The 20056-nt window shown below is 74.2% G+C and carries 22 protein-coding genes, 1 tRNA gene and 1 other RNA gene; 16 read left to right on the top strand and 8 right to left on the bottom strand.

Going from position 1 to position 20056, the window contains the following annotated elements; translation table 11 throughout:
- Positions 1-29 precede the first annotated feature (29 nt).
- A complete protein-coding gene (locus tag DSM112329_RS22140; protein ID WP_354698727.1) occupies positions 30-413 on the bottom strand; it encodes a VOC family protein in 384 nt (127 codons plus the stop codon).
- Between the two features lie 129 nt (positions 414-542).
- Here DSM112329_RS22140 and DSM112329_RS22135 point away from each other — a divergent pair.
- The 5 genes from DSM112329_RS22135 to DSM112329_RS22115 all read left to right on the top strand — a co-directional run bounded on the left by DSM112329_RS22135 (position 543) and on the right by DSM112329_RS22115 (position 4301).
- Positions 543-616: transfer RNA gene (locus DSM112329_RS22135), tRNA-Val, on the top strand.
- Positions 617-796: 180 nt separating this feature from the next.
- Complete coding sequence (locus DSM112329_RS22130) at positions 797-1123, top strand: peptidoglycan-binding domain-containing protein (protein WP_354698726.1); 327 nt, start codon at positions 797-799, stop codon at positions 1121-1123.
- 28 nt (positions 1124-1151) lie between these two features.
- On the top strand, positions 1152-2492 hold the full coding sequence (locus DSM112329_RS22125; RefSeq protein WP_354698725.1) for a PspC domain-containing protein: 1341 nt from the start codon (positions 1152-1154) through the stop codon (positions 2490-2492).
- Between the two features lies 1 nt (position 2493).
- Complete coding sequence (locus tag DSM112329_RS22120; RefSeq protein ID WP_354698724.1) at positions 2494-3657, top strand: PspC domain-containing protein; 1164 nt, start codon at positions 2494-2496, stop codon at positions 3655-3657.
- On the top strand, positions 3654-4301 hold the full coding sequence (locus tag DSM112329_RS22115; RefSeq protein ID WP_354698723.1) for a response regulator transcription factor: 648 nt from the start codon (positions 3654-3656) through the stop codon (positions 4299-4301). Before DSM112329_RS22120 ends, DSM112329_RS22115 begins: the two co-directional genes overlap by 4 nt.
- Before the next feature lie 12 nt (positions 4302-4313).
- Here DSM112329_RS22115 and DSM112329_RS22110 read toward each other — a convergent pair whose 3' ends face one another.
- Together DSM112329_RS22110 and DSM112329_RS22105 are read right to left on the bottom strand one after the other, a co-directional pair.
- Positions 4314-5252, bottom strand: a complete 939-nt coding sequence (locus tag DSM112329_RS22110; RefSeq protein WP_354698722.1) for a neutral zinc metallopeptidase — start codon at positions 5250-5252, stop codon at positions 4314-4316.
- A 45-nt stretch (positions 5253-5297) separates the two neighbouring features.
- On the bottom strand, positions 5298-5735 hold the full coding sequence (locus DSM112329_RS22105; RefSeq protein ID WP_354698721.1) for a DUF488 domain-containing protein: 438 nt from the start codon (positions 5733-5735) through the stop codon (positions 5298-5300).
- Between the two features lie 129 nt (positions 5736-5864).
- On the opposite strand from DSM112329_RS22105, the gene DSM112329_RS22100 reads away from it, so the two are divergent.
- From DSM112329_RS22100 to ffs, 3 genes are all read left to right on the top strand, one after another.
- Positions 5865-6212 carry a hypothetical protein gene (locus DSM112329_RS22100; protein ID WP_354698720.1) on the top strand — a complete coding sequence of 116 codons (348 nt, stop codon included), beginning with the start codon at positions 5865-5867 and terminating at the stop codon, positions 6210-6212.
- A gap of 34 nt (positions 6213-6246) precedes the next feature.
- Positions 6247-6765 carry a zinc ribbon domain-containing protein gene (locus DSM112329_RS22095; RefSeq protein ID WP_354698719.1) on the top strand — a complete coding sequence of 173 codons (519 nt, stop codon included), beginning with the start codon at positions 6247-6249 and terminating at the stop codon, positions 6763-6765.
- Positions 6766-6846: 81 nt separating this feature from the next.
- An RNA gene (gene ffs, locus DSM112329_RS22090) (signal recognition particle sRNA large type) lies at positions 6847-7117 on the top strand.
- Positions 7118-7173: 56 nt separating this feature from the next.
- On the opposite strand, the gene DSM112329_RS22085 is transcribed toward ffs, so the two are convergent.
- The 4 genes from DSM112329_RS22085 to DSM112329_RS22070 form a co-directional block, all read right to left on the bottom strand.
- Positions 7174-7386 carry a DUF2945 domain-containing protein gene (locus DSM112329_RS22085; protein WP_354698718.1) on the bottom strand — a complete coding sequence of 71 codons (213 nt, stop codon included), beginning with the start codon at positions 7384-7386 and terminating at the stop codon, positions 7174-7176.
- Between the two features lie 54 nt (positions 7387-7440).
- Positions 7441-8883, bottom strand: a complete 1443-nt coding sequence (locus DSM112329_RS22080) for an MFS transporter (protein ID WP_354698717.1) — start codon at positions 8881-8883, stop codon at positions 7441-7443.
- 87 nt (positions 8884-8970) lie between these two features.
- Positions 8971-9558 carry a TetR/AcrR family transcriptional regulator gene (locus tag DSM112329_RS22075; RefSeq protein ID WP_354698716.1) on the bottom strand — a complete coding sequence of 196 codons (588 nt, stop codon included), beginning with the start codon at positions 9556-9558 and terminating at the stop codon, positions 8971-8973.
- A gap of 52 nt (positions 9559-9610) precedes the next feature.
- Positions 9611-11173, bottom strand: a complete 1563-nt coding sequence (locus tag DSM112329_RS22070) for a glycosyltransferase family 39 protein (protein ID WP_354698715.1) — start codon at positions 11171-11173, stop codon at positions 9611-9613.
- A 70-nt stretch (positions 11174-11243) separates the two neighbouring features.
- Between DSM112329_RS22070 and dnaX the strand changes: the two genes are divergently transcribed.
- The 4 genes from dnaX to DSM112329_RS22050 are packed head-to-tail and all read left to right on the top strand — an operon-like array spanning position 11244 to position 14612.
- Positions 11244-13184 (top strand): DNA polymerase III subunit gamma/tau, encoded by a 1941-nt coding sequence (dnaX, locus tag DSM112329_RS22065; protein WP_354698714.1) that lies wholly within the window; start codon positions 11244-11246, stop codon positions 13182-13184.
- 28 nt (positions 13185-13212) lie between these two features.
- Entirely contained in the window at positions 13213-13521 is a 309-nt protein-coding gene (locus DSM112329_RS22060; protein ID WP_354702519.1) for a YbaB/EbfC family nucleoid-associated protein, read from the top strand.
- A 13-nt stretch (positions 13522-13534) separates the two neighbouring features.
- Entirely contained in the window at positions 13535-14140 is a 606-nt protein-coding gene (gene recR / locus DSM112329_RS22055) for a recombination mediator RecR (RefSeq protein ID WP_354698713.1), read from the top strand.
- A 40-nt stretch (positions 14141-14180) separates the two neighbouring features.
- The gene (locus DSM112329_RS22050) at positions 14181-14612 is read left to right on the top strand and encodes a hypothetical protein (protein WP_354698712.1); all 432 of its coding nucleotides are present in this window, start codon (positions 14181-14183) and stop codon (positions 14610-14612) included.
- Positions 14613-14792: 180 nt separating this feature from the next.
- On the opposite strand, the gene DSM112329_RS22045 is transcribed toward DSM112329_RS22050, so the two are convergent.
- The gene (locus DSM112329_RS22045) at positions 14793-16055 is read right to left on the bottom strand and encodes a glycoside hydrolase family 3 N-terminal domain-containing protein (RefSeq protein WP_354698711.1); all 1263 of its coding nucleotides are present in this window, start codon (positions 16053-16055) and stop codon (positions 14793-14795) included.
- 165 nt (positions 16056-16220) lie between these two features.
- Between DSM112329_RS22045 and DSM112329_RS22040 the strand changes: the two genes are divergently transcribed.
- The 4 genes from DSM112329_RS22040 to DSM112329_RS22025 all read left to right on the top strand — a co-directional run bounded on the left by DSM112329_RS22040 (position 16221) and on the right by DSM112329_RS22025 (position 20046).
- A complete protein-coding gene (locus tag DSM112329_RS22040; protein WP_354698710.1) occupies positions 16221-17474 on the top strand; it encodes an aspartate kinase in 1254 nt (417 codons plus the stop codon).
- Positions 17471-18523: an aspartate-semialdehyde dehydrogenase gene (locus DSM112329_RS22035; RefSeq protein ID WP_354698709.1), complete on the top strand. Its 1053-nt coding sequence runs from the start codon at positions 17471-17473 to the stop codon at positions 18521-18523. The genes DSM112329_RS22040 and DSM112329_RS22035 overlap by 4 nt, the downstream gene beginning before the upstream one ends.
- A gap of 90 nt (positions 18524-18613) precedes the next feature.
- Positions 18614-19150: an RNA polymerase sigma factor gene (locus DSM112329_RS22030; RefSeq protein ID WP_354698708.1), complete on the top strand. Its 537-nt coding sequence runs from the start codon at positions 18614-18616 to the stop codon at positions 19148-19150.
- On the top strand, positions 19147-20046 hold the full coding sequence (locus DSM112329_RS22025) for a hypothetical protein (RefSeq protein ID WP_354698707.1): 900 nt from the start codon (positions 19147-19149) through the stop codon (positions 20044-20046). The genes DSM112329_RS22030 and DSM112329_RS22025 overlap by 4 nt, the downstream gene beginning before the upstream one ends.
- The last annotated feature ends 10 nt before the right edge of the window (positions 20047-20056 follow it).

Raw genomic sequence — 20056 nt, 5'->3', positions numbered from 1 at the left:
CCGCGCACCGTACGAGAACCGGCGGCCGGTCAGGCGGCCGGGGGCGCGTACCGCTGGTGCAGGATCAGCGGGTTGCCGTCCGGGTCCAGGAACACGGCCTGCCAGCAGACACCCGAGTCGAACCGCTCCATCACGAACTCGACACCCTGCTCCTTCAGCGCCGCCTGGGCGACCGCGACGTCGTCCACCTGCAGCGCGATCGGGGCGCTGTTCGCCGTCGCCGCCCCCTGCCCGAACGCGCTCGGATCGAACGCGACCAGCGTCAGGTTGCCGGCCTGGAACTCGGTGGCGGGCATGTCGCCCCAGCGCTGGCGCTGCTCGAGGCCGAGCGTCCCGCCGTAGAACGCGACGGCGCGGTCGTGGTCGGACGTGGGGACGCAGACGAAGTCGACGCCGGTGATCTTCAGGCTCATGCGCGGGCTGCTTTCCGGGTGGCGGGGACGAGGGGCGGGCCGCGACGAACCCTACGGCCCCGCTGTCCGCCCGATCGCGCGACCGGCGGACGGCCCGGGTCGATAGGATCCGCGCTGCAGGTCCCGTCCGGACGAGTAGCTCAGCTGGCTAGAGCACGCGCTTCACACGCGCGGGGTCGGGGGTTCGAGTCCCTCCTCGTCCATCGCAGTCCCAGAGCCGCCTTCCGGGCGGCTCTCGTCGTTCCGGGGCCGGAGGGGGGCCGCGGGAGGCAGCGGTCGGGGTGGCGCGTCCGGGGTGACTCAGGGGCGACTCCGGGTGATCCCCGATGGTCAGCGGCGCGTGGTGGCCCGATGCTGGCTCCACCCCCCGACCGACTGCCCCGATGAGCACCCACCCCACACCCACGTTTCCCGTCCCGGCCCTCAGGCCCGCCGCCCGACCGATGCCGCGGTGGCCTGCCGGCCTGTGGGCAGCGCTCCGGACGCTGGCCGTCCCGGGCGGCGCCACGGCCAGCGGCGCGATCCCCGCCCTCCCGGCACGGACCGTCCAGCACCACCTCGCCGACCTCGGCCTGCTGCCGGCCGCGGCGGTCAGCGGCCGCTTCGACCACCGGACCGCCGACGCGGTCGCGTCGTTCCAGGCGGCCCGCGGCCTGGCGGTCGACGGCGTCCCCGGACCCCAGACCTCTGCCGCCCTCCTCCAGGGCTGACACCCTGTCCCCCGACGAAACGAACCCGATGAGCACCTCGCCCACACCCGTCCACGCCGTCCCCACCCTGCGCCGGGCCTCCGGGGAGCGCCGGATGCTCGGCCTCTGCGCCGGCATCGCGCAGGCCCTCGACGTCCCTGTCCTGGCCGTGCGCCTCGCCGTGCTCCTGGGCGCGCTCGTGGCTCCTGGCCTCACGCTGGTCGCCTACGCCACCGGGGCGCTCATCGTCCCCGACGACGATGGGCGCGGCCTGCTCGGCGGCCGGCCGGTCGCGACGCGGGACGCGCTGCTGGGCTGGGGCCTCGTCGGCATCGCGGGGATCGTGCTGCTGGCCGGCGACGTCGGGATCAACGATGGCGTCCGGGGCGTGCTCGCGGGGCCGCTGCTGCTCGGCGGCGCCCTCGCGGCCGGCTGGGTGCTGCTCCGCGGCACGGGCCACGACACCGCGGCCGCGCCCGGGCCCGGCCTCGCGTCCCGCCCTGCAGCCGGCCCCGCGCCGATGGCCCAGGCCCCGGCCGGCTCCCCGGCCCCGGCGACGACCACCACCGCAGCCTGGCCGGCCCCGGGACACGCCGCCGCGCCGGCCACACCGACCGCTGCCGCCCGTGGCGTGGAGCCCACCCTGCGCCACGCCACCGCCGACCCGCCTGCGGACGTCGTCGACGCGGGTCGCCCGGTCGCCCCGTACGTCTTCGGCGCCCTCGCGCTGGGGACGGCGACGTTCGGCGCGCTCGTCGTCGGCGGCGGTGTCGCCGTGACGACCTCCCGTGTGGCCGGCCTGCTCGCGGCCGTCACCGCCGGGGTCGCGCTGACCGCGATCGCGACGGCCGGCCGCCGCGGCACCGCCGCCCTCCTGGCCCTCGCGGTGCTGCTCGGGACGGCGACCCTCGCTGTCGCCGCGCTGCCGGACCAGCTGCGCGGCGGCATCGGCGCCCGCACCGAGCGTCCCGCCGCGGCCAGCGACCTGCAGGACCGCTACCGCCTCGGGGTGGGCTCGCTCGACATCGACCTGCGGGACACGCGCCTGCCGCGCGGGACGACGACCGTCCGCGGCGCCGTCGGGGTCGGCAACCTGACCATCTGGGTCCCGGCCGGTGTGCGGGTCCGCTCGATCGGCCCGACGCTCGTGACCGGGGTGGACCGCGTCAACCGGGCCGAGCGCGCCGACCGGACCGCCCGCGCCGTGGCGGCCGGCAAGGCGGCTGCCAAGGGCAGGACGAACCCGGCCGCCGGGCGCGGGTCCGGGAAGGCGAAGCCGAGCGCGAAGGCAGCGGGCCGCACCGCCCCGGTCGCCGCGCCCGCCCGGACGCTGCTCATCGACGCGGACACCCCGCACGGCAGCGCCGCGGTCCTCGCCTATGGCCCCTGACGTGCACCCCGCCGCCGCGCACGCCGCGCACCGCGCCACGGTCGCCCGGTCCGGGGCCGACCGGGTCGTGCTCGGCGTCTGCGGCGGCATCGGCGCGGCCCTGCGGATCGACCCGGTCCTGCTCCGCCTCGGCGTCGCCGCCGCGACGTTCGCCGGCGGGTTCGGGCTCGTCGCCTACCTGTTCGCGGGGATCCTTTTGCCGGCGCCGCCGCCGGACGGTCCCCCCGAGCCGCACCCGCGCCCGCTGCAGCGGGCCCTCGGGCTGCTCGCGCTGCTCAGCGGCCTCGCGGTGCTGCTCGCGTCGATCCGGTCCTCGGCGCCCACCCTGCTCCTGCTCGGCGGCATCGCCGTCGTGTGGCGCCAGGCCGTCCCCGTCGCCTGGAACGCGACGCAGGAGGGGCGCGTCCCCGCCGTCGCCCGGACGGTCGTCGGCGGCCTGCTGCTGGGCGGCGGCGTCCTGACGATCATCGCCCAGGACGGCAGCCTGAGCGCCTTCGCGTCCGCGGCCGTTGCCGGTGCCGTCGTCGCGTCGGGGATCGGCCTGCTCTTCGGCCCGGCGTTCGGCCGCGCGCGCGGCGAGGTCCAGGCCGAGCGGCTGGAGCGCGTCCGCGCCGACGAGCGCGCACGCGTCGCCGCGCGCCTGCACGACTCGGTGCTGCAGACCCTCGCGCTCATCCAGACGACCGACGACACGCAGCGGTCGCGAGCGCTGGCGCGGCGCCAGGAGCGTGAGCTCCGCGCCTGGCTCTACGGCGGCGAGGACCCTGACGCGGCGACGACGTTCGCCGGCGCCCTGCGCCACGCGGCCGACGCCGTGGAGGAGGACTACGAGGTCGTCGTCGCGCTCGTCCAGCCCGGCGACGGGCCGCTCGACGCCGGCCTCGAGGCGCTCGTTGCCGCGACGCGCGAGGCGATGACGAACGCCGCCAAGCACTCCGGCACCGCCGAGATCTCGGTCCTGGCCCGGATCGCCCCGGAGGAGGCGTCGGTGTACGTCCGCGACCGCGGCACCGGGTTCCGCCGTGACCGGATCCCGGCGGATCGCCGCGGCATCCGGGACTCGATCGAGCAGCGCCTGGCCGGGCTGGGTGGACGTGCGACGATCCACACGGCGCCCGGCGAGGGCACCGAGATCGAACTGCTGCTCCCGCGCCCGACCCCATGAGCCTGCCACTGCGCAAGATCGTCATCGTCGACGACCACGTCATCTTCAGGACCGGGCTGCGCGCGGCCCTGGGCCCGACCGTGCAGATCGTGGGCGAGGCCGGCTCGGTCGAGGAGGCGATCCCGCTGATCCAGCGCCTGGAGCCGGACGTCGTGCTGCTCGACGTCCACCTGCCGGACGGCGTGGGCGCGACCGTCGTCGGCCCGGTCCACGCGGAGCGCCCGGCCGTGAAGTTCCTCGCCCTGTCGGTCTCCGACGCCGCGGACGACGTCGTCGCCACGATCCGGGCGGGTGCGCGCGGCTACCTCACGAAGTCGGTCGCGCCCGAGGAGCTGACCGCCGCCATCCACCGGATCGCCGACGGCGACGCGGTCTTCTCGCCGTGGCTCGCCGGGTTCGTGCTCGACGCGTTCGGCGGGGCGGCGAGCCCCGCGGTCGCCGACCCCGAGCTCGATCAGCTCACCCCGCGCGAGCAGGAGGTGCTGCTGTTGCTCGCCCGGGGCTATATGTACAAGGAGATCGCCGCCCGCCTCCACGTCTCGATCAAGACCGTGGAGACGCACGTGTCGAACGTCCTGCGCAAGCTCCAGCTGTCCAACCGCAACGAACTGACCCGCTGGGCGGCCCGCCGCCGGATGGTCTGACGCCCGCCGGGCTCAGGCGCGCACGAACTCCGTGCAGACCGACGGCTCGCCGGACTCAAAGCCGAGCTGCCACGCGTCCCGACGCTCCTCGGGGGTGCCGTGGTGCTGCGGGCTGCCGACCTCGAAGTCGCCGACGGCGAGCGTCGTGCTGAGCGCCTCCTGGACGTCGTCGTCCGTCAGCAGCCCCTCGCGGTAGACGGACGCGCCCCAGACCCCTGCCATGCAGTCGGCCTGCAGCTCGAACGGACGGGCAGAGGCGCCTGCGCGAGCGCTGGAGAAGAAACCGAGCTCCTGCTGCAGGTTGTGGGCGTACTCGTGGGCGACCATGTACGCGACGCCGAAGTCGCCGATGGCCCGGCCCTCGCCGGGCAGGCCCTCGAGCGTCCCTTCCAGGACGCCGGTCGCCAGGCGCCGGCCGACGTAGATCGTGTCGTCGGCCGGGCAGTAGAACGCCGCGGTGTCGTCCGCCGGCTGGCCGTTGCAGGCGCTGCGGACCTCCTCGCCGGGCGGCACCCAGCTGTACTTCACGCTGGGCTCCTCCAGCTCGTTGGCCGCGAAGGTCTTCGACCAGTAGCTGTCGATGCTCCGCAGCGTCTCGGTGAGGAAGTCGTCGATCTTCGCGGTGCTCGCCCGGCCGGCGGAGCTCGGCGGACGCGTCTGCTCGTCCGCCCGCGGGACCGATCGCTCGAGGTCGTCCAGGGCCTTGCGGACCTTCGCCGCGAGCTCGTCGCCGACGCGGCGCGCCCGGGCTCGGACCCGCTCCGTCCGCTTCAGGACACGCGCCTTCAGGTCCTTCCGCAGCTCGCGGGAGTCCTCCCGCAGCTGCTTGGCGTCCTCACGGACCTGCTGCGCGCGTTCACGCAGCGTCGGGCCCTCGCCACCTGAACCGCAGCCCGCGAGGCCGACCGAGCACAGCAGCAGGACCGGCAGCAGGATGAGGAGGCGGCGCACGGCGGCCACAGTATCCGCCGTCTCCAGCGGCCGTCCAGCCCGCGTTCAGAGGTCGACGACCTGCAGGTCCGGCCGCCGGGCCTGCAGCGCCTCGGTGAGCTTGCGGCGATGGCAGACCGCCGGGTCCTCCTCGAGGCAGAGCAGCGCGGTCCGCGGCCCGTCGTCGAGCTCCGCCGCGAGCGCGTCCAGCTCGTCCGCCGCCGTGGCCTCGACGTACTCCGCGAAGCCCGCGGCCCCTTCGGCGACGCGCTTGTTCTTGTAGAGGAAGCGCAGGTCGGGCGGGGTGCCGAGGGAGCGCCGGTGCTCGTACGCGATGCCGTGCTCGCGCAGCAGGTCGCCCAGACGGGTCTTCGACATTCCGGCGCGGCGGGACTGCGGCCGGTAGCGCACGTCGATCAGGCGCTCCACCCCGGCGGCCGCGAGCTCCGCGACGAGCGGGCCTGGGAGCAGGCGCTCGTAGCCGATGGTCCAGATGGTGGCCATGCGCTCCACGGTAGCCCGGGCGCGCGCAGGCCGTGCGCGCGCGTCGTCCGGACTTTCACCACCGCCGCGGTCGGGGAACCCGGGGTCAGCTTTGGGCGGGCCTCAGGAAGCCGCAGTAGCGTCGAGCCGATGTCGACCGTCCGTCCCGCTCCCGGCGCGCCCACTCCCCAGCGCCTGTGTCCCCACTGCGCCAGCGTCGCGACCACCGCCGATTCGCACTGCCCGTGGTGCCGCCGCTCCTACCGCCGGCGGGTGCTGCCGGCGGTGGCGCTGCTCCTGCTCGTGCAGACCGTCCTCGTCCTCGGCGTCCTCATCACCGCGCTCGCGATGACCGGCGACACCGTCCAGACCCAGGTCGACGACGGCATCGCCGACATCCGCAAGGAGATCGACGACCAGGTGGACGACATCGACACCCAGGTCCGGCGCGAGCTGCGCCGTGAGCTCGACCGGCGCCTGCCCGCGACCGCGCCGTGACACGCCCGGGCCCGCGTAGGTAGCTTCTCGACCGATGGCCACGCCCCCACCTGTCGCCGGCGCCCCGGTCGCCGTCCGGCCCTGCCCCGTCTGCGCCACGCCGCTCGCGGCCGACGCGATCTTCTGCCCGACCTGCGGCACGACGCTGCGGTCGCGCCGCGGACCGGACGCCGCGCTGATCGCCGCCGGCGTGCTCGCGGTGATCGTCGGCGTGCTCATCGCGCTGCTCGTGACGCAGGACGACGACCCCGGCCGCGCCAACACCACGACGCCGCCCGCCGCCACCGCGACGACCGGGGTCCCGGGCACCACGACGACGCCGGGGACGACCGTCCCCCCGGCGACCACCACGCCTCCCGCGACGACCACGCCACCCGCGACCACGACGCCGCCCGCAGCCACGACGCCGCCCGCGACCACGACACCGCCGGCGACGACCGCGCCGCCCGCGACGACGACCCCGCCCGCCACGACCACGCCGCCCGGGACCGGGACGACGAGCACCGGGGGGTCGAGCGCCAACCCCGGCGTCACGACCTTCACCGAGCCGTAGGCCGGTCCGGCCCTGACCGCTGCGCCGGCGGCCGGACCCGTGCACCGGCTGCGGTGGCCGTCAGGTAGTCTGGATCGCGGACCGTGCTAGGCGGGGAGGTAGCGGTGCCCTGTCGCTCGCAATCCGCTCTAGCGAGGCCGAATCCCCGATCGCGGGGTGTGGCCATCGGGTCGGCGCGCTGCAGTCTGGTGTTGACGGCCCGGGTCCCGCGCGACGTCGGCTCGTGAACCAGGTCAGGTCCGGAAGGAAGCAGCCTTAAGCGACAACCGACGGGCGTAGCGGGAGTTCCCGGGCCCGAGCCAGAATGTCAGCGTCAGCCTCCGGTGGGCATGCCACAAGGTCGGGTGCACGGTCCACTTCTTCGCCGCATCGCCGAAGGCCCCGCCACCGCGGGGCCTTCGGCGTCTCTCAGGACGCCTTGGTCAGCGCGTCCGGCTTGTGGGCCGCGTGCGCGCCGGTCTTGTCCGACTCGACGAGGTACTGCGGATCGTCGGTCGACGCCCGCACCTGGTGATCGTCGATCTTGCAGTCGCTCGTCAGCTTCTTGACGACCTTGCCGTGCGTGGTGCCCTGGGACGTCTTCCAGCTGACCTTGTCGCCCTTGGTGAATGCGTTGCTCATGTCGCTCGGCGTGCCCGCCGGGGCGGGCGGGCACACGGAAGCTGGCGTGCGCGGTCAGGCCGGGACGGGGACCCGCGCCTCCTCGGGCGTCGGCCGCGCCGGGGCGGGCGCTGCGGTGTCGCGGCCCGGGACCAGCAGCGCGACGAGCGCGCCGAGGACCAGCACCGCGGCGCCGTACGGCAGCGCCGCGTTCATCCCGTCGACGAACGCCTGCGGGCTCGTGTAGCCGCCGCGCGCGCTGAAGACACTCGCCAGGACGGCGACGCCCATGACGCCGCCGAGCTCTCGGATGGCGTTGTTCGCCCCGGAGGCCTGACCGGCCTCCTCCGGCTTCACCGACGCGAGGATCGCGTTGGCGGACGGTGCGAACACGAGCGCCATGCCGGTCCCGCCCATGATGAACGGGACGACGAGCGACCCGTAGGCGACGTCGACGCTCGCGACCTGCGAGAGCCATGTGATCGCGCCGGCCTGCAGCGCGAGACCCGTGGCCATCAGCGGCCGCGAGCCGATCCGGTCGCTCAGCATGCCGGCGATCGGCGCGACGATCATCGGCATCCCGGTCCACGGCAGCGTGCGCAGACCCGCCTCGAAGGGGCTGTAGCCCTGGGCGCTCTGGAAGAACTGCGAGAGCAGGAAGATCGACCCGAAGACGCCGAAGAACATCGCGAACGCGACGCCGCTGCTCGCCGAGAAGCCACGTGAGCGGAAGAACCGCAGCGGCAGCATCGGGGCGCTGGTCCGGTGCTCCCAGGCCAGGAACGCGGCCAGGAGCAGGACGCCGCCGACGAGCGACGTCAGGACGGTGGCGCTCGTCCAGCCGAGCGGCTGCCCGCGGACGATGCCGAACGTGATCCCGAAGAGCCCTGCGGCAATCAGGCCGAGGCCGGGGAGGTCGAGCTTCGCCTCAGGGCCGTGGGACTCGGTGAGGTACCGCACGGCGAGCGGGATCGCGATCAGGCCGGTCGGCACGTTCAGCCAGAAGATCCAGTGCCACGAGATGCCCTCGACGACCGCCCCGCCGACGAACGGGCCGAGCGCGACGCCGAGGCCGCTGACGCCGGCCCAGACGCCGAGCGCGAGCCCGCGGCGCTCGCCGGGGAACGCCGCGGCCAGCAGCGTGAGGGTCAGGGGAGTCACCATCGCCGCGCCGGCGCCCTGGACCGCCCGCGCGGCGATCAGCGCGTCGACGGTCGGTGCGAGCGCCGCGGCGGCGCTGGAGAGCGTGAACAGCCCTAGTCCCAGGGTGAACATGCGCTTGCGGCCGAACCGGTCGCCGAGCGCGGCGCCGGTGATGAGCAGCACCGCGAACGAGAGCGTGTACGCGTTGACGGTCCACTCGAGGGACTCGAGCGAACCACCGAGGTCGGTGCGGATCGACGGCAGCGCGACGCCGACGACGAGGTTGTCCAGGGCGGTCATGAAGAGCGCGACCGAGACGATCGCGAGCGTCCAGCCGGGGCGGGACTTCTGGGTCGGTGGAGCGGGGGAGGTCATCGGGGTCCTTTGCGGTCTGGGGTAAGAGTGTGAGCAGTCACTCACTGAGAGGGCAAAAAAAGGGGCGCCTGGCGGCGCCGTCCTGCGTCAGGCGGGATCGTCGGACTTCGGCATCAGGCACAGCTTCTGGGCCCACGGCTCGTCGAGCTCGTAGGCCCCCATCGCGGCCAGGGTGTTGATCAACATGCCCGTGGCGAAGAACTGCGAGATCTCCTCGTCGTCCGCGCCGGCTTCGGCCTTGATGAGCGCGTAGAGGTTGCGGAAGCCGTCCTGCATGGCCGCCTGGATCGCGGGCTCGCTCGGTGCGGCGGCGTGGCAGTGCAGCTGCAGGAGGAGCAGGGTGCGGTCCTGGATGAGCTCGCCGTAGGACTCGCCCATGGCGTGGAGCACATCCTCACCTGTCGCCCCGGCGGCTTTGGCCTGGGCGGCTGCGGCGGTGAAGGTCGCGTGGATGCGCTCGTTGCAGCGCCGGACGACGGCGATCGCCAGGTCGGCCTTGGTCGGGTAGAGGCGGAACAGGTAGGCCTGCGAGATGCCGGCGGCCTTGGCGACCTCAAGGGTCGGCGTCCCGTGGATCCCGCGCTCGGCCATGACCTTCATGCCCGCCTCGATGACCGCCTCGCGGCGCTCCTCGGCGGTGGACAGCGTCCGGGTGGTGGCGGTGGGCGGGACCATGCGACAGGTGTGAGTATGCACTCACTCACACCTGGCTGTCAAGTAGCGCCGGTCACCGCTCCTCGAAGACGACACGCGTGGCCGGACAATCCGGGGACGCCATCAGCCGCCAGTACGTGCTGCGGAAGACCTCGCGGTACCCACGGGGGACCACGAGCGGCGGGACGCCCTGGTAGTAACGCCGCTCGACGCTCTCGTCGACCGGCATCAGCAGCAGCTGGGCGACCGGGTACTCCTTCTCGTGCCGGTCGCGGACCGAGCCCGGTGCCGTGCCGAGGTAGTACCGCAGCGGCGGGACCTCGGGGTGATCGTAGGTCGTCAGGCGGTGCCCGCACCGGTCCAGGTGCTGCCGGACGACGGACGAGTCCGCGATGTCCTTCAGGTCGGTCTGGATCTCGCGCGAGTTCGTGACCTTCGTGCGGACCTCGTCGACCAGGTCGACGTGCTTGGGCAGGAACAGCACCGACAGCGCCAGCGTGGCGAGACCGACGCGCTGCCAGATACGCCGCTCCCGTGAGCCGGCCGGCAGCTGCATCCAGCCCAGGCAGCCGGAGGCGTAGACGATCGCCAGGAAGAGGCTCGGCGTCAGGACGTAGCGCGCGATCAGCGGCAGCCCGCCGATCGTGCTCAGCAGGAAGAAGGCGACCATCGCCGCCGCGACGCCGATCAGGATCAATCCGCGCCGCGCCAGCAGCGCCACGAAGACGCAGCCGACCGGGACGCCGACGATCAGCGGCTCGCGCAGGGTGAAGCCGAGGAACTTCGCCGTCCGGAACGGGGCCTCGGCGGGCGACCGCGGCCGGCCGAGTTGCTCCGCGAGGTCGCTCGTCCCGTGGAAGGAGTGCAGGAAGTCGCCGGTGATCGCGGCGTCGCTGATCGCCCACAGGATCCCGCCGGACGCGCCGAGGACCGCCAGGCCCAGCAGCTGCGGCCGGTCGGCCCTGGGGATGCCGCGGACGACGCGGGCGCCGCCGCCGAGGACCGCGCGCAGGCTCGCCGCGCCAGGACGACGCAGGCCAGGGAGGGACTCGCGGACGGCGCGCCGGTCGGCGTCGGTCCCGCGTCCCCAGACGAGCCACAGCCAGTAGGCCGCGGCCAGGACCCACGCCTCCGGCCGGAGCAGCCCGGCGAGCGTGAGCAGGACCAGGACGGGCGCGCCCCGCCGCGGGCTGCGGACCTCCAGCAGCAGTGCCCACGCGACGAACAGGGCGAACGGGATGTCCTGGTAGGCGAACTCGGCGTTGCGCCCGAACGCCGGCCGGGTCAGGACCACGATCGCCGCCAGCGCGCCGACCGGGACGCTGAAGAGCTCGCGCCCGAGGCGGTAGGTGACGTAGACGATGCCGCCGAAGCAGACCATGACGATCCACGCGAGGACGGTCGTGGTCGCGTCCCCGAGCGGCAGTGCCAGCAGGCTGACGAAGGTCTGCAGCGGGTGGGGCGTCGGCGCGATGAAGCCCTGGTAGTCCGGGGTCCGCCCGTGCGCGATGTCGTGCGCCCACAGCAGGGAGTACGACGCGTCGTAGTTCAGGAACGGCTCGCCGTAGACGAGGCGCAGGAGCAGGGTCACCCCGACGATCGTCGCCAGGGCCCCGAGGATCGCAGGGCGCCGCATCTGGGCAGCAGGGTACCGGCGCTCTACCGCTCAGGGCTCGCCGGTGGTTGTGCCAGACTGCCGAAGCTCCGTGTCGACCGCCCCGTCCCTGTACCGCCGCCACCGCCCCCGCACCTTCGCCGACGTCGTCGGCCAGGAGCACGTCGTGCGCACCCTGCGCAACGCCGTGGGCCAGGACAAGCTGCACCACGCCTACCTGTTCGTGGGCTCCCGGGGGACCGGCAAGACGTCGATGGCGAAGATCCTCGCCTCGTGCCTGAACTGCGTGAACGGGCCGACGATCGAGCCGTGCGGGGTTTGCGAGGCGTGCGTCGCCATCCAGAACGCGCAGTCGATGGACGTCATCGAGATGGACGCGGCGTCGAACAACTCGGTCGACGACATCCGCGAGCTGCGCGAGTCGGTCTCCTTCGCCCCGGTCAGCGGGAAGTACAAGGTGTACATCCTCGACGAGGCGCACATGCTGACCACGCAGGCGTGGAACGCGTTCCTCAAGACGCTTGAGGAGCCGCCGCCGTCGACGATCTTCGTGCTGGCGACGACCGAGGCGAACAAGGTCCTTCCGACGGTCGTCGACCGCTGCCACCGCTTCGACTTCACGCGCCCCACCGTCGAGCAACTCGCCGCGGTGCTGCAGCGGGTCGCGGGCCGTGAGGCGATCGACATCCCGCCGGACGCGGTCGCCCTGCTGGCGCGGCACGCCACGGGCTCCTTCCGCGATGCGCTCGGCACGCTCGAGCAGCTCGTCACCTACGCCGGGACGTCCGACATGGGCGCCGACGGGACGCGGATCGCGGTCGACGACGTCCTCGCGGTGCTGGGCGTGGCGGACGCGGACCTGCTCTTCGGGGCTCTGGACGCGATCGGCGCGCACGACGCCCGCGCCGCCCTGCACGCGGCGGCTGCGCTGGCGCAGACGGGCCGTGACGTGTCGCAGTTCGTCCGCGACCTCGAGGGCCATGCCCGCGAGCTGATGCTCGTCCAGATGCTGGGCTCGGTCCCGGCCGAGATCGCCGTGACCCCCGACCGCGACACGCGCCTGGCCGAGCAGGCCGGCCGCGTCCCTGCGACCGACGTGGTCCGGCTGATCGACCTCCTCGCGAACGCCCTGCGCGCGATGAAGGACGGCGCGGACGCCCGGACGCAGATGGAGCTCGCGCTGGTGAAGGCCGCGGCGCCGCAGGTCGACCCGTCCGCGAAGGCGCTGATGGTCCGCCTGGAGCGGATCGAGCGGTCCCTGGCGGAGGGTCCGCCACGGCCGGCGCCGACCCCGGCGGCCGCACCGACCCCGGCGGCCGCACCGACCCCGGCCGCACCGACCCCGGTTGCCGCCCCGGCCCTGGCCGCCCCGGTCCCGGCGGCCGCCCCGACCCCGGCGGCTCCCACTGCCCCCGCCGCTGCCCCGTCCGCCGCTGCCACCGCACCGGCCGCACCCCCGACCCCTCCGTCCGCCGCCGACACCTCTCCGCCCGGCCCCGCGTCCCCGGCGAGCCTGACCCCCGCCGCGCCGGCGGTTCCCGTCCCCGCCGCGCCGGCGCACAGCCCGGAACCGCCCGCCCCGGCGAACACGGTTCCGGCCACGGCGTCCGTCCCGGAGGCCGACCTCCACGACCTGCCGCCGGCCCCCGTGCCGTCGGAGGACATCGCGCTCGTCGACCTCGCCGAGGTCTGGCCCGCGATCTGCGACCAGATGGCGACCGCGAACAACCAGCTCGCCGTGCTGCTGCGCGACGCGATGCCGATCGCGGTGGCCGGACGCGAGGTCACCGTCGCCCTCGACAAGTCCCACTCCTTCCAGTTCAAGATCGCCGATCAGGCGGCCAACCGCGAGAAGCTCGGCGAGGCGATCCGTGTCGTCACCGGCCTCGCGGCCCGCCCGACGATCGAGCTGCACGACCTCGCCGAGCTGCAGGCGGACTCACCGTCCGCCGACCAGCAGCCCGCGTCCCCCGACGACTGGGTCGACCGCCTGAAGCACGAGTTCGACGCCGAAGAGATCGTCCCCGACTAACCCGGAGCCCCGCATGCCCCAGCCGAACATGAACCAGATGATGAAGCAGGTCCAGAAGATGCAGGCGGACATGCTGAAGGCCCAGGAGGAGCTCAAGAACGAAGAGGTCACCGCGACCGCCGGCGGCGGGATGGTGACGGTCGTCGTCACCGGCGACCTGCAGGTCCGGAGCATCACCATCGACCCCGAGGTCATCGATCCGGAGGATCCGGAGATGCTGTCCGACCTCGTCCTCGCCGCCGTGCAGCAGGGCCTGCAGTCCGCCCAGGACCACGCCGCGAAGAAGATGCAGCCGCTCGCGGGCGGCCTCGGCGGCATGGGCCTGCCGGGCTTCTAGTGGAGGGCCACTAGTGCACGCCCCGCCCGTCCAGCGCCTGATCACCGAGCTCGGCAAGCTGCCGGGCATCGGGCAGCGGACGGCGCAGCGACTTGCGTTCCACATCCTGCGCGCGGACCTCGAGGACGCGACGGCGCTCGCCGACGCGATCCGCGAGGTCAAGGAGAAGATCCGCCTGTGCGAGGTCTGCTTCAACCTCGCCGACGAGCCGCGCTGCCGCATCTGCCAGGACGAGCGCCGCGACACCACGCTGATCTGCGTCATCGAGGAGCCGGGGGACATCTCCCCGATCGAGCGCACCCACGAGTACCGCGGCCGCTACCACGTGCTGGGCGGTGCCCTGTCCCCGATCGACGGCATCGACCCCGAGGACCTCAAGCTCAGCGAGCTGTACGCGCGGGTGACCGCGACCGACCCGGCCATCAGCGAGGTGGTGGTCGCCACCAACCCGACGACCACCGGCGAGGCGACCGCGCTCCACATCGCCTCGGTCCTCCGCGAGCGCGCCCCGCAGGTCACGGTCACGCGGCTCGCGTCGGGGCTGCCCGTGGGGTCGGACCTCGAGTACGCCGACGAGGTCACGCTGGGCAAGGCCCTCACGGGTCGCCGCGCGCTCTGACCGGCGGTTGCCCGGTCCTCACCGGGGTACGCTGGCCCGCATGCCCGCACCCGACGACGCTGACCTCCGTGCCGCCCTCCTGATCGGCGTCGCCGCCGGGCTGCGTGGCTTCGCGCCGCTCGGCGTCACCGCGCTGCGGGGCGGGTTCGGGGACGGGCCCGCCGCCAAGGTGCTGCCGGCGCTGGCCGCCGGTGAGCTCGTCGGCGACAAGCTGCCGTTCACGCCCCCGCGCACGGACCCGCCGCCGCTCCTGGCCCGGGCGCTGTCCGGCGGGCTGCTGAGCTTCCGCCGTGCGGGTGCTCAGGGCGCGCTGGTCGGGGCCGCGGTCGCGGTCGTCGCGGCCTACGGCGGCCAGCACACCCGCCAGTGGCTCGTGCGCACGACGGGCCGCCCGGACCGCGACATCGCGATCGCGGAGGACGTCCTGGCGCTGGCCCTGGCGTTCCTGGGCACCCGCCCGGCCGTCGCCTGACCGGACAACCCGCCGTACGAAGCGGTTGACAGAGCAACCCGTTCGTTCGGCTGCCACCCGGCGACCCGACGACCCGCCGTACGAAACGGTTGACAGAGCAACTCTTTCGTTCGGCCGCCCCACCCCGCGTCGGCCGCCCAGCCCCGCGTGCGGCCGCCCGGTCCGCATCGCCCGTCAGCCTCAGGTCCCCGCCGCCGCGTACTTGCGCTTGAGCGCCGTCACGTGGGCCAGCGCGCTCCGCACCCGCTTGCGCGGGATCGCGCCCGTCCGGACCGCGCGCACGACGGCCCGGTAGGCCGCCTCCTGGTCGCCGGCGTCACCGGGGATCCAGAGCAGATCGCAGCCGGCCTTCAGGGCGTCCACGGCGGCGTCCGCGATCGTCCCGCCGGTCGCCAGGACCGTCACCGCCAGGTTGCCCGAGACGACGACGCCGCGGAAGCCCATCCTGCGCGCCAGGGCCGGCACCTCGGGCAGCAGCGTCGCCGGGGTCACGCCGTCGTACGCGGCGTACAGCGCATTGGAGACGACGAGTGCCGGCGCCAGCGGCAGCAGGCCGTTGCCGAACGCCTTCAGGTCACCGCCCTTCAGCTCGGGCAGGCTGAATCCGACCGTGGCCGGCCCGTCGGCCGGGTCCTGCGAGGCGCCGCCCTCACCGGGGAAGTGCCCGACCGCGGGCGCGAGCCCTGCCGTCCGCCAGCCCCGGACCGCCCCGCCGGCCCGCCGGCGCACCGCCGCGACGTCGTCGCTGAACGCGCGCCCGTCCCAGGCGGCGCCGACGTGCCCGATGTCGGCGCTCGGGGCGACGACCATCCGCACCCCGAGGCGGCGCAGCTGCCGGCCGGCCCGGAGCGCTTCGGCGCGGCCCTCGGCGCGTGAGCCGATGCTGGGCTGCGCCGCCGGCCCGACGCCGGGCAGCGTGTTGTCGTCGCCCCCGCCCTGGTCGGCGACGACGAGCGGCGCCGCGGATCCTGCGCCCTGGAGGGTGCTGACGGCCTGCGACGCGAGCGCCGTGAACTGCAGTTCGTCCGCGTAGTTCGAGCCGTCCAGGATGACCGCCCCCCAGCGCCGCAGCGCCAGCCGGTCGAAGAACGCGTTGTCCGGCCCGCGGCCCCGGAACCCGACCATGAAGAGCTGCGCCACCTCCTGCGCGGTGACCGGGGCGCCCGCGGACCTCGGCCGCTCGGGCTGCTTGGCGGACCCGCCGGTCGGGGTCGCGCCGGACGTCGCCGTCGGGGTTCCGGCCGCGAGCAGCGGGGCCAGCGCGTCGAGCAGCGAGAGGTTCTCGGTCTTGCGGTCGCCTACCGCGAAGGACGAGCCGCCCTCCGGCACGTCCGGGGTGTCGTCGCCGCTGCCTGTACCGACGATCGCCACCCCGATGATGCCGACGGTGACGAGCAGGAGCAGGGCGAGAGCCGCGACTCGGCGGCGGACATGGGGGACCACCGCGCGATCATCCAAGATCCGGGGGCGCCGGTGTGCCGATAGCGCCGCCGCGGACTCCGAAGGCGGACTCAAACCCGCCGCGAGGGGGAGTCCGGGGCAGCGGCCCGGCGGGTGACCGTCCCCGGGCCGAGGCCCGCGGGCGAAGCCTCGTATTCTCTAGCGTCCATGTCCGGCACCGTTGTCATGAAGTTCGGCGGGACCTCCGTCGCCGACGCCGTCCGCATCAAGCGCGCCGCCGCCCGCATCGTGGCCAAGCGCGAGGCGGGCTTCCGGGTCGTGGCCGTCCTCAGCGCCCGCGGCAAGGAGACCGATCGCCTGATCGCCGACGCGTTCGAGGTGTCCCCGGCGCCGCACCCGCGCGAGATGGACATGCTGCTGTCGACCGGGGAGCGCGTGTCGTGCGCCCTGGCCGCGATGGCGATCCACGACATGGGCCACAAGGTCATGTCGCTGACGGGCTCGCAGGCGGGCATCGTCACGGACACCTCGCACACGAAGGCGCGGATCCTGGAGGTCAACCCGAGCCTGCGCATCTTCAAGGCGCTCGACGAGGGCAACATCGTGCTCGTCGCCGGCTTCCAGGGCGTGTCGACCGCGAAGGACGTCACGACGCTCGGCCGGGGCGGCTCGGACACCACCGCGGTCGCGCTGGCAGCGGCGATCGACGCGGACGTCTGCGAGATCTACACCGACGTCGCGGGCGTCTTCAACGCCGACCCGCGGATCGTGCCGCTGGCGCGCAAGCTCGACGTCGTCAGCTTCGACGAGATGCTCGAGATGTCCGCGTCCGGCGCGGGCGTCCTGCAGCTGCGCAGCGTCGAGTACGCGCGCAACCACGGCGTCCGGATCCACTGCCGCTCGTCCTTCGACGACAGCGAGGGGACCGTCGTCCTGAGCGAGGCCGACACCACCCAGACGCCCGTCATCACCGCCGTGACGCACTCCACCGGCGAGGCGCGCGTCTCGCTGATCGGCCTGCCGAACACCCCGGGCATCGCCGGCCGGGTGACCACCGCCCTGGCGGACGCCAACGTCGGCGTCGACATGATCATCCAGAACGAGCCGGCGACGACCGACACCCAGGCCGAGGTCTCGTTCACCGTCACCCGCGAGGACATGCACACCGCCGTGGGCGCCCTGCACCCGATCGCGATGGAGTTCGGCACCGAGCTCGTGACCGACGAGACGATGGGCAAGGTCTCCATCGTGGGCGCCGGGATGAAGTTCCACCCGGGCGTCGCGGCGAAGGTCTTCGGGACCCTGGGCGACGCCGGCATCAACATCCACATGATCTCCACGTCGCCGATCCGCATCTCCTGCGTGGTGCCCGGCGACGACGTCCCGGACGCCGTGCGCGCGCTCCACGCCGCCTTCGACCTGTCCGCTCCCGCAACCCCCAGCGAGGCCACCCCCGCATGAGCCCTGATCCCGTCCGCGTCGCCGTCGTCGGCGCCACCGGTGCCGTCGGCACCACGATGCTCGACCTGCTGGCCAAGCGGGACTTCCCGGCGAGCGAGATCGTGCCGTTCGCGAGCTCGCGCAGCGCAGGCAAGGTGCTGCCGAACGGCATGACGGTCCGAGGCATCGCCGACGACACCATCCAGGGCTTCGACGTGGCGATCTTCTCCGCGGGTGGCTCGATCTCCCGCGAATGGGCGCCGAAGTTCGCGGCCGCCGGCGCGATCGTCGTCGACAACTCGTCGGCCTTCCGCAAGGACGACGACGTGCCGCTCGTCGTCGCCGAGGTCAACCCGGACGAGCTGGCGAACACCCCGCGCGGGATCGTCGCCAACCCGAACTGCACCACGATGGCGATCATGCTGCCGCTCAAGGCGCTGCACGACGCGTTCGGCCTGCAGTCGTTCGTCGCGACCAGCTACCAGGCCGCCGGCGGCGCCGGGCAGTCGGGCATGGACGAGCTGGCCGAGCAGACGCCGGGCTTCCTCGCGCAGCGCGAGCGCCTGGTCACCGACGGCGCGTCCGTCCTGGACGCGGCGACCCACGACATCCACGCGGCGCCGCTGGCGTTCAACGTGGTCCCGTGGCTCGGCAGCGAGGCCGGCGACGGCTACAGCGACGAGGAGATGAAGATGGTCTCCGAGTCGCGCAAGATCCTCGCGCTGCCCGAGCTGATGGTCACGCCCACGTGCGTGCGCGTCCCGGTCATGGTCGGGCACTCGATCCAGGTCCGCGCGACCTTCGAGCGCGAGCCCGAGCTGGCCGCCGCCCGTGCGGCGCTGGAGGACTTCCCCGGCGTCGTCCTGGACGACCTCCCGACGCCCGTGAAGTACGCGGGCAAGGACGAGATCGCCGTTGGCCGCATCCGCCCCGACCTGCAGGACGCCAAGACGCTGAACCTGTTCGTCGTCGGCGACAACCTGCTGAAGGGCGCCGCGCTGAACACGGTGCAGCTCGCGGAGATCCTGCACGAGCGCGGGCTGCTCGGCGCGGGGACCCCCGCCGCCTGACGTCGTGGCTGGCAGGGTCGGCGGACACGCCCCGCCGAACCTGTCGCCGGGCCGTGTCACAGCCGGGAGGCCCGTGCAACTGTGGGGTCGATGTCCCTCGAGGTCGACGCCCTCTACGCCCGCCACCGCGACGAGCTGCTGGTCTTCCTGGCCCGCCGAACGGCGGACCCGGAGATCGCGCTCGACCTCTGGGCGGAGACGTTCGCCGAGGCCGTCGCCGGCCGACGGCGCTACCGCGGGACCACGGACGCCGAGGCCGCCGGCTGGCTCTACGGCATCGCCCGCCGGCAGCTGGCGCAGTACTACCGGCGGGGACGCATCGAGCAGCGGGCGCTCGGCCGGCTGAAGCTCGAGCGGGCGCCCGCCGGGCCCGAGGTCCTCGCGGAGATCGCGCGGCGTGCCGGGCTGGACGAGCTCCGCAGCGCGCTGGCCGCAGCTCTGGCCCAGCTCTCTCCCGGCATCCGCGGCGCCGTCGCCCTGCGCGTCGTCGACGAGCTGCCCTACCCGGTCGTCGCCGGGCGGTTGGGCATTGCCGAGCCGGCCGCCCGCGCCCGTGTCTCACGCGGCCTCGCGGCGCTGGCCGACCTGCTGGACGCACCGACCATCGACGCGGCGAGGACGCCATGACCCCGGACGACGAGTACGACCGCTACCTGGACGACTTCGGTGGCCGCCTGCGGTCGGCGGCCACCGGCCCGCCGCCGCGTGCCCGGCGTCGCTGGGTCCTCGGCGTCGGCGGGACGCTCACCCTGGCGGGCGCCGCGACGGCCATCGTGCTGGCGATCGGCGGCGGCGCGGCGGGGGAGCGCCTGGACGTCGTCGCCGAGGCCCGGGCGGCGCTCGCGCCCCGCGGGAAGATCCTGCACCTCGTCGCCTACGGCCGGCTCGGTCCGCCGGGCGTGCGGACGATCGAGGGAGGGACGCGCAACGAGCGCTGGATCGCGGTCGATCGCCCCCGGCGCTGGCGCGAGCGCAGCGCCGGCGTTCGCGACCCGGGTAACGTCTTCGAGCGCAGCTACGCCCGCGGGGTCCTGCGCACCTACACCGCAGCGGACGCGCGGCTCGAGGTCCGCAGCGGCTACTCCGAGGCCGGAGCGACGGCGCGCCCGCCGGCCCTGGTCGACATCCCCGGGCCGGACCCCGCCGCCGGCCTGCAGCGCCTCCTCGCTGGCGGACGTGTTCGGGACGGCGGCGAGCTGCGGGTCCGCGGCCGAGACGTGCGTCGGCTCGTCGTCACCTCGTCGACTGCTGCCGACCGCCGTCAGCGCATCGTCTACGACGTGGATCCGGACACGTTCGCCCCGGTCCAGGTGCAGATCACGAACGTCGCCGGTCTGCCGGCGACGTCCGGGCGCCCCCCCAGCCAGGTGCGAACCGTGTTCTCGGTCGTGGTCACGCGCTACGAGACCCTGCCCGACGACGCAGCGGGTGCGCGCCTGCTGCGCATCGCCACCCCGCCGGGGACGACGGTCAGGACCAGTCGCGTGGGGACGCGGCCGCGGCCGGCCCCGGTCGCCCCCTGACGGGACTCGG

The organism is Paraconexibacter sp. AEG42_29, from assembly GCF_040581415.1.
In the GTDB taxonomy this organism is placed as follows: domain Bacteria; phylum Actinomycetota; class Thermoleophilia; order Solirubrobacterales; family Solirubrobacteraceae; genus Paraconexibacter.
The sequence above is the reverse complement of the archived record's forward strand: the minus strand, read 5'-3'. Positions and strand labels throughout refer to the sequence as shown.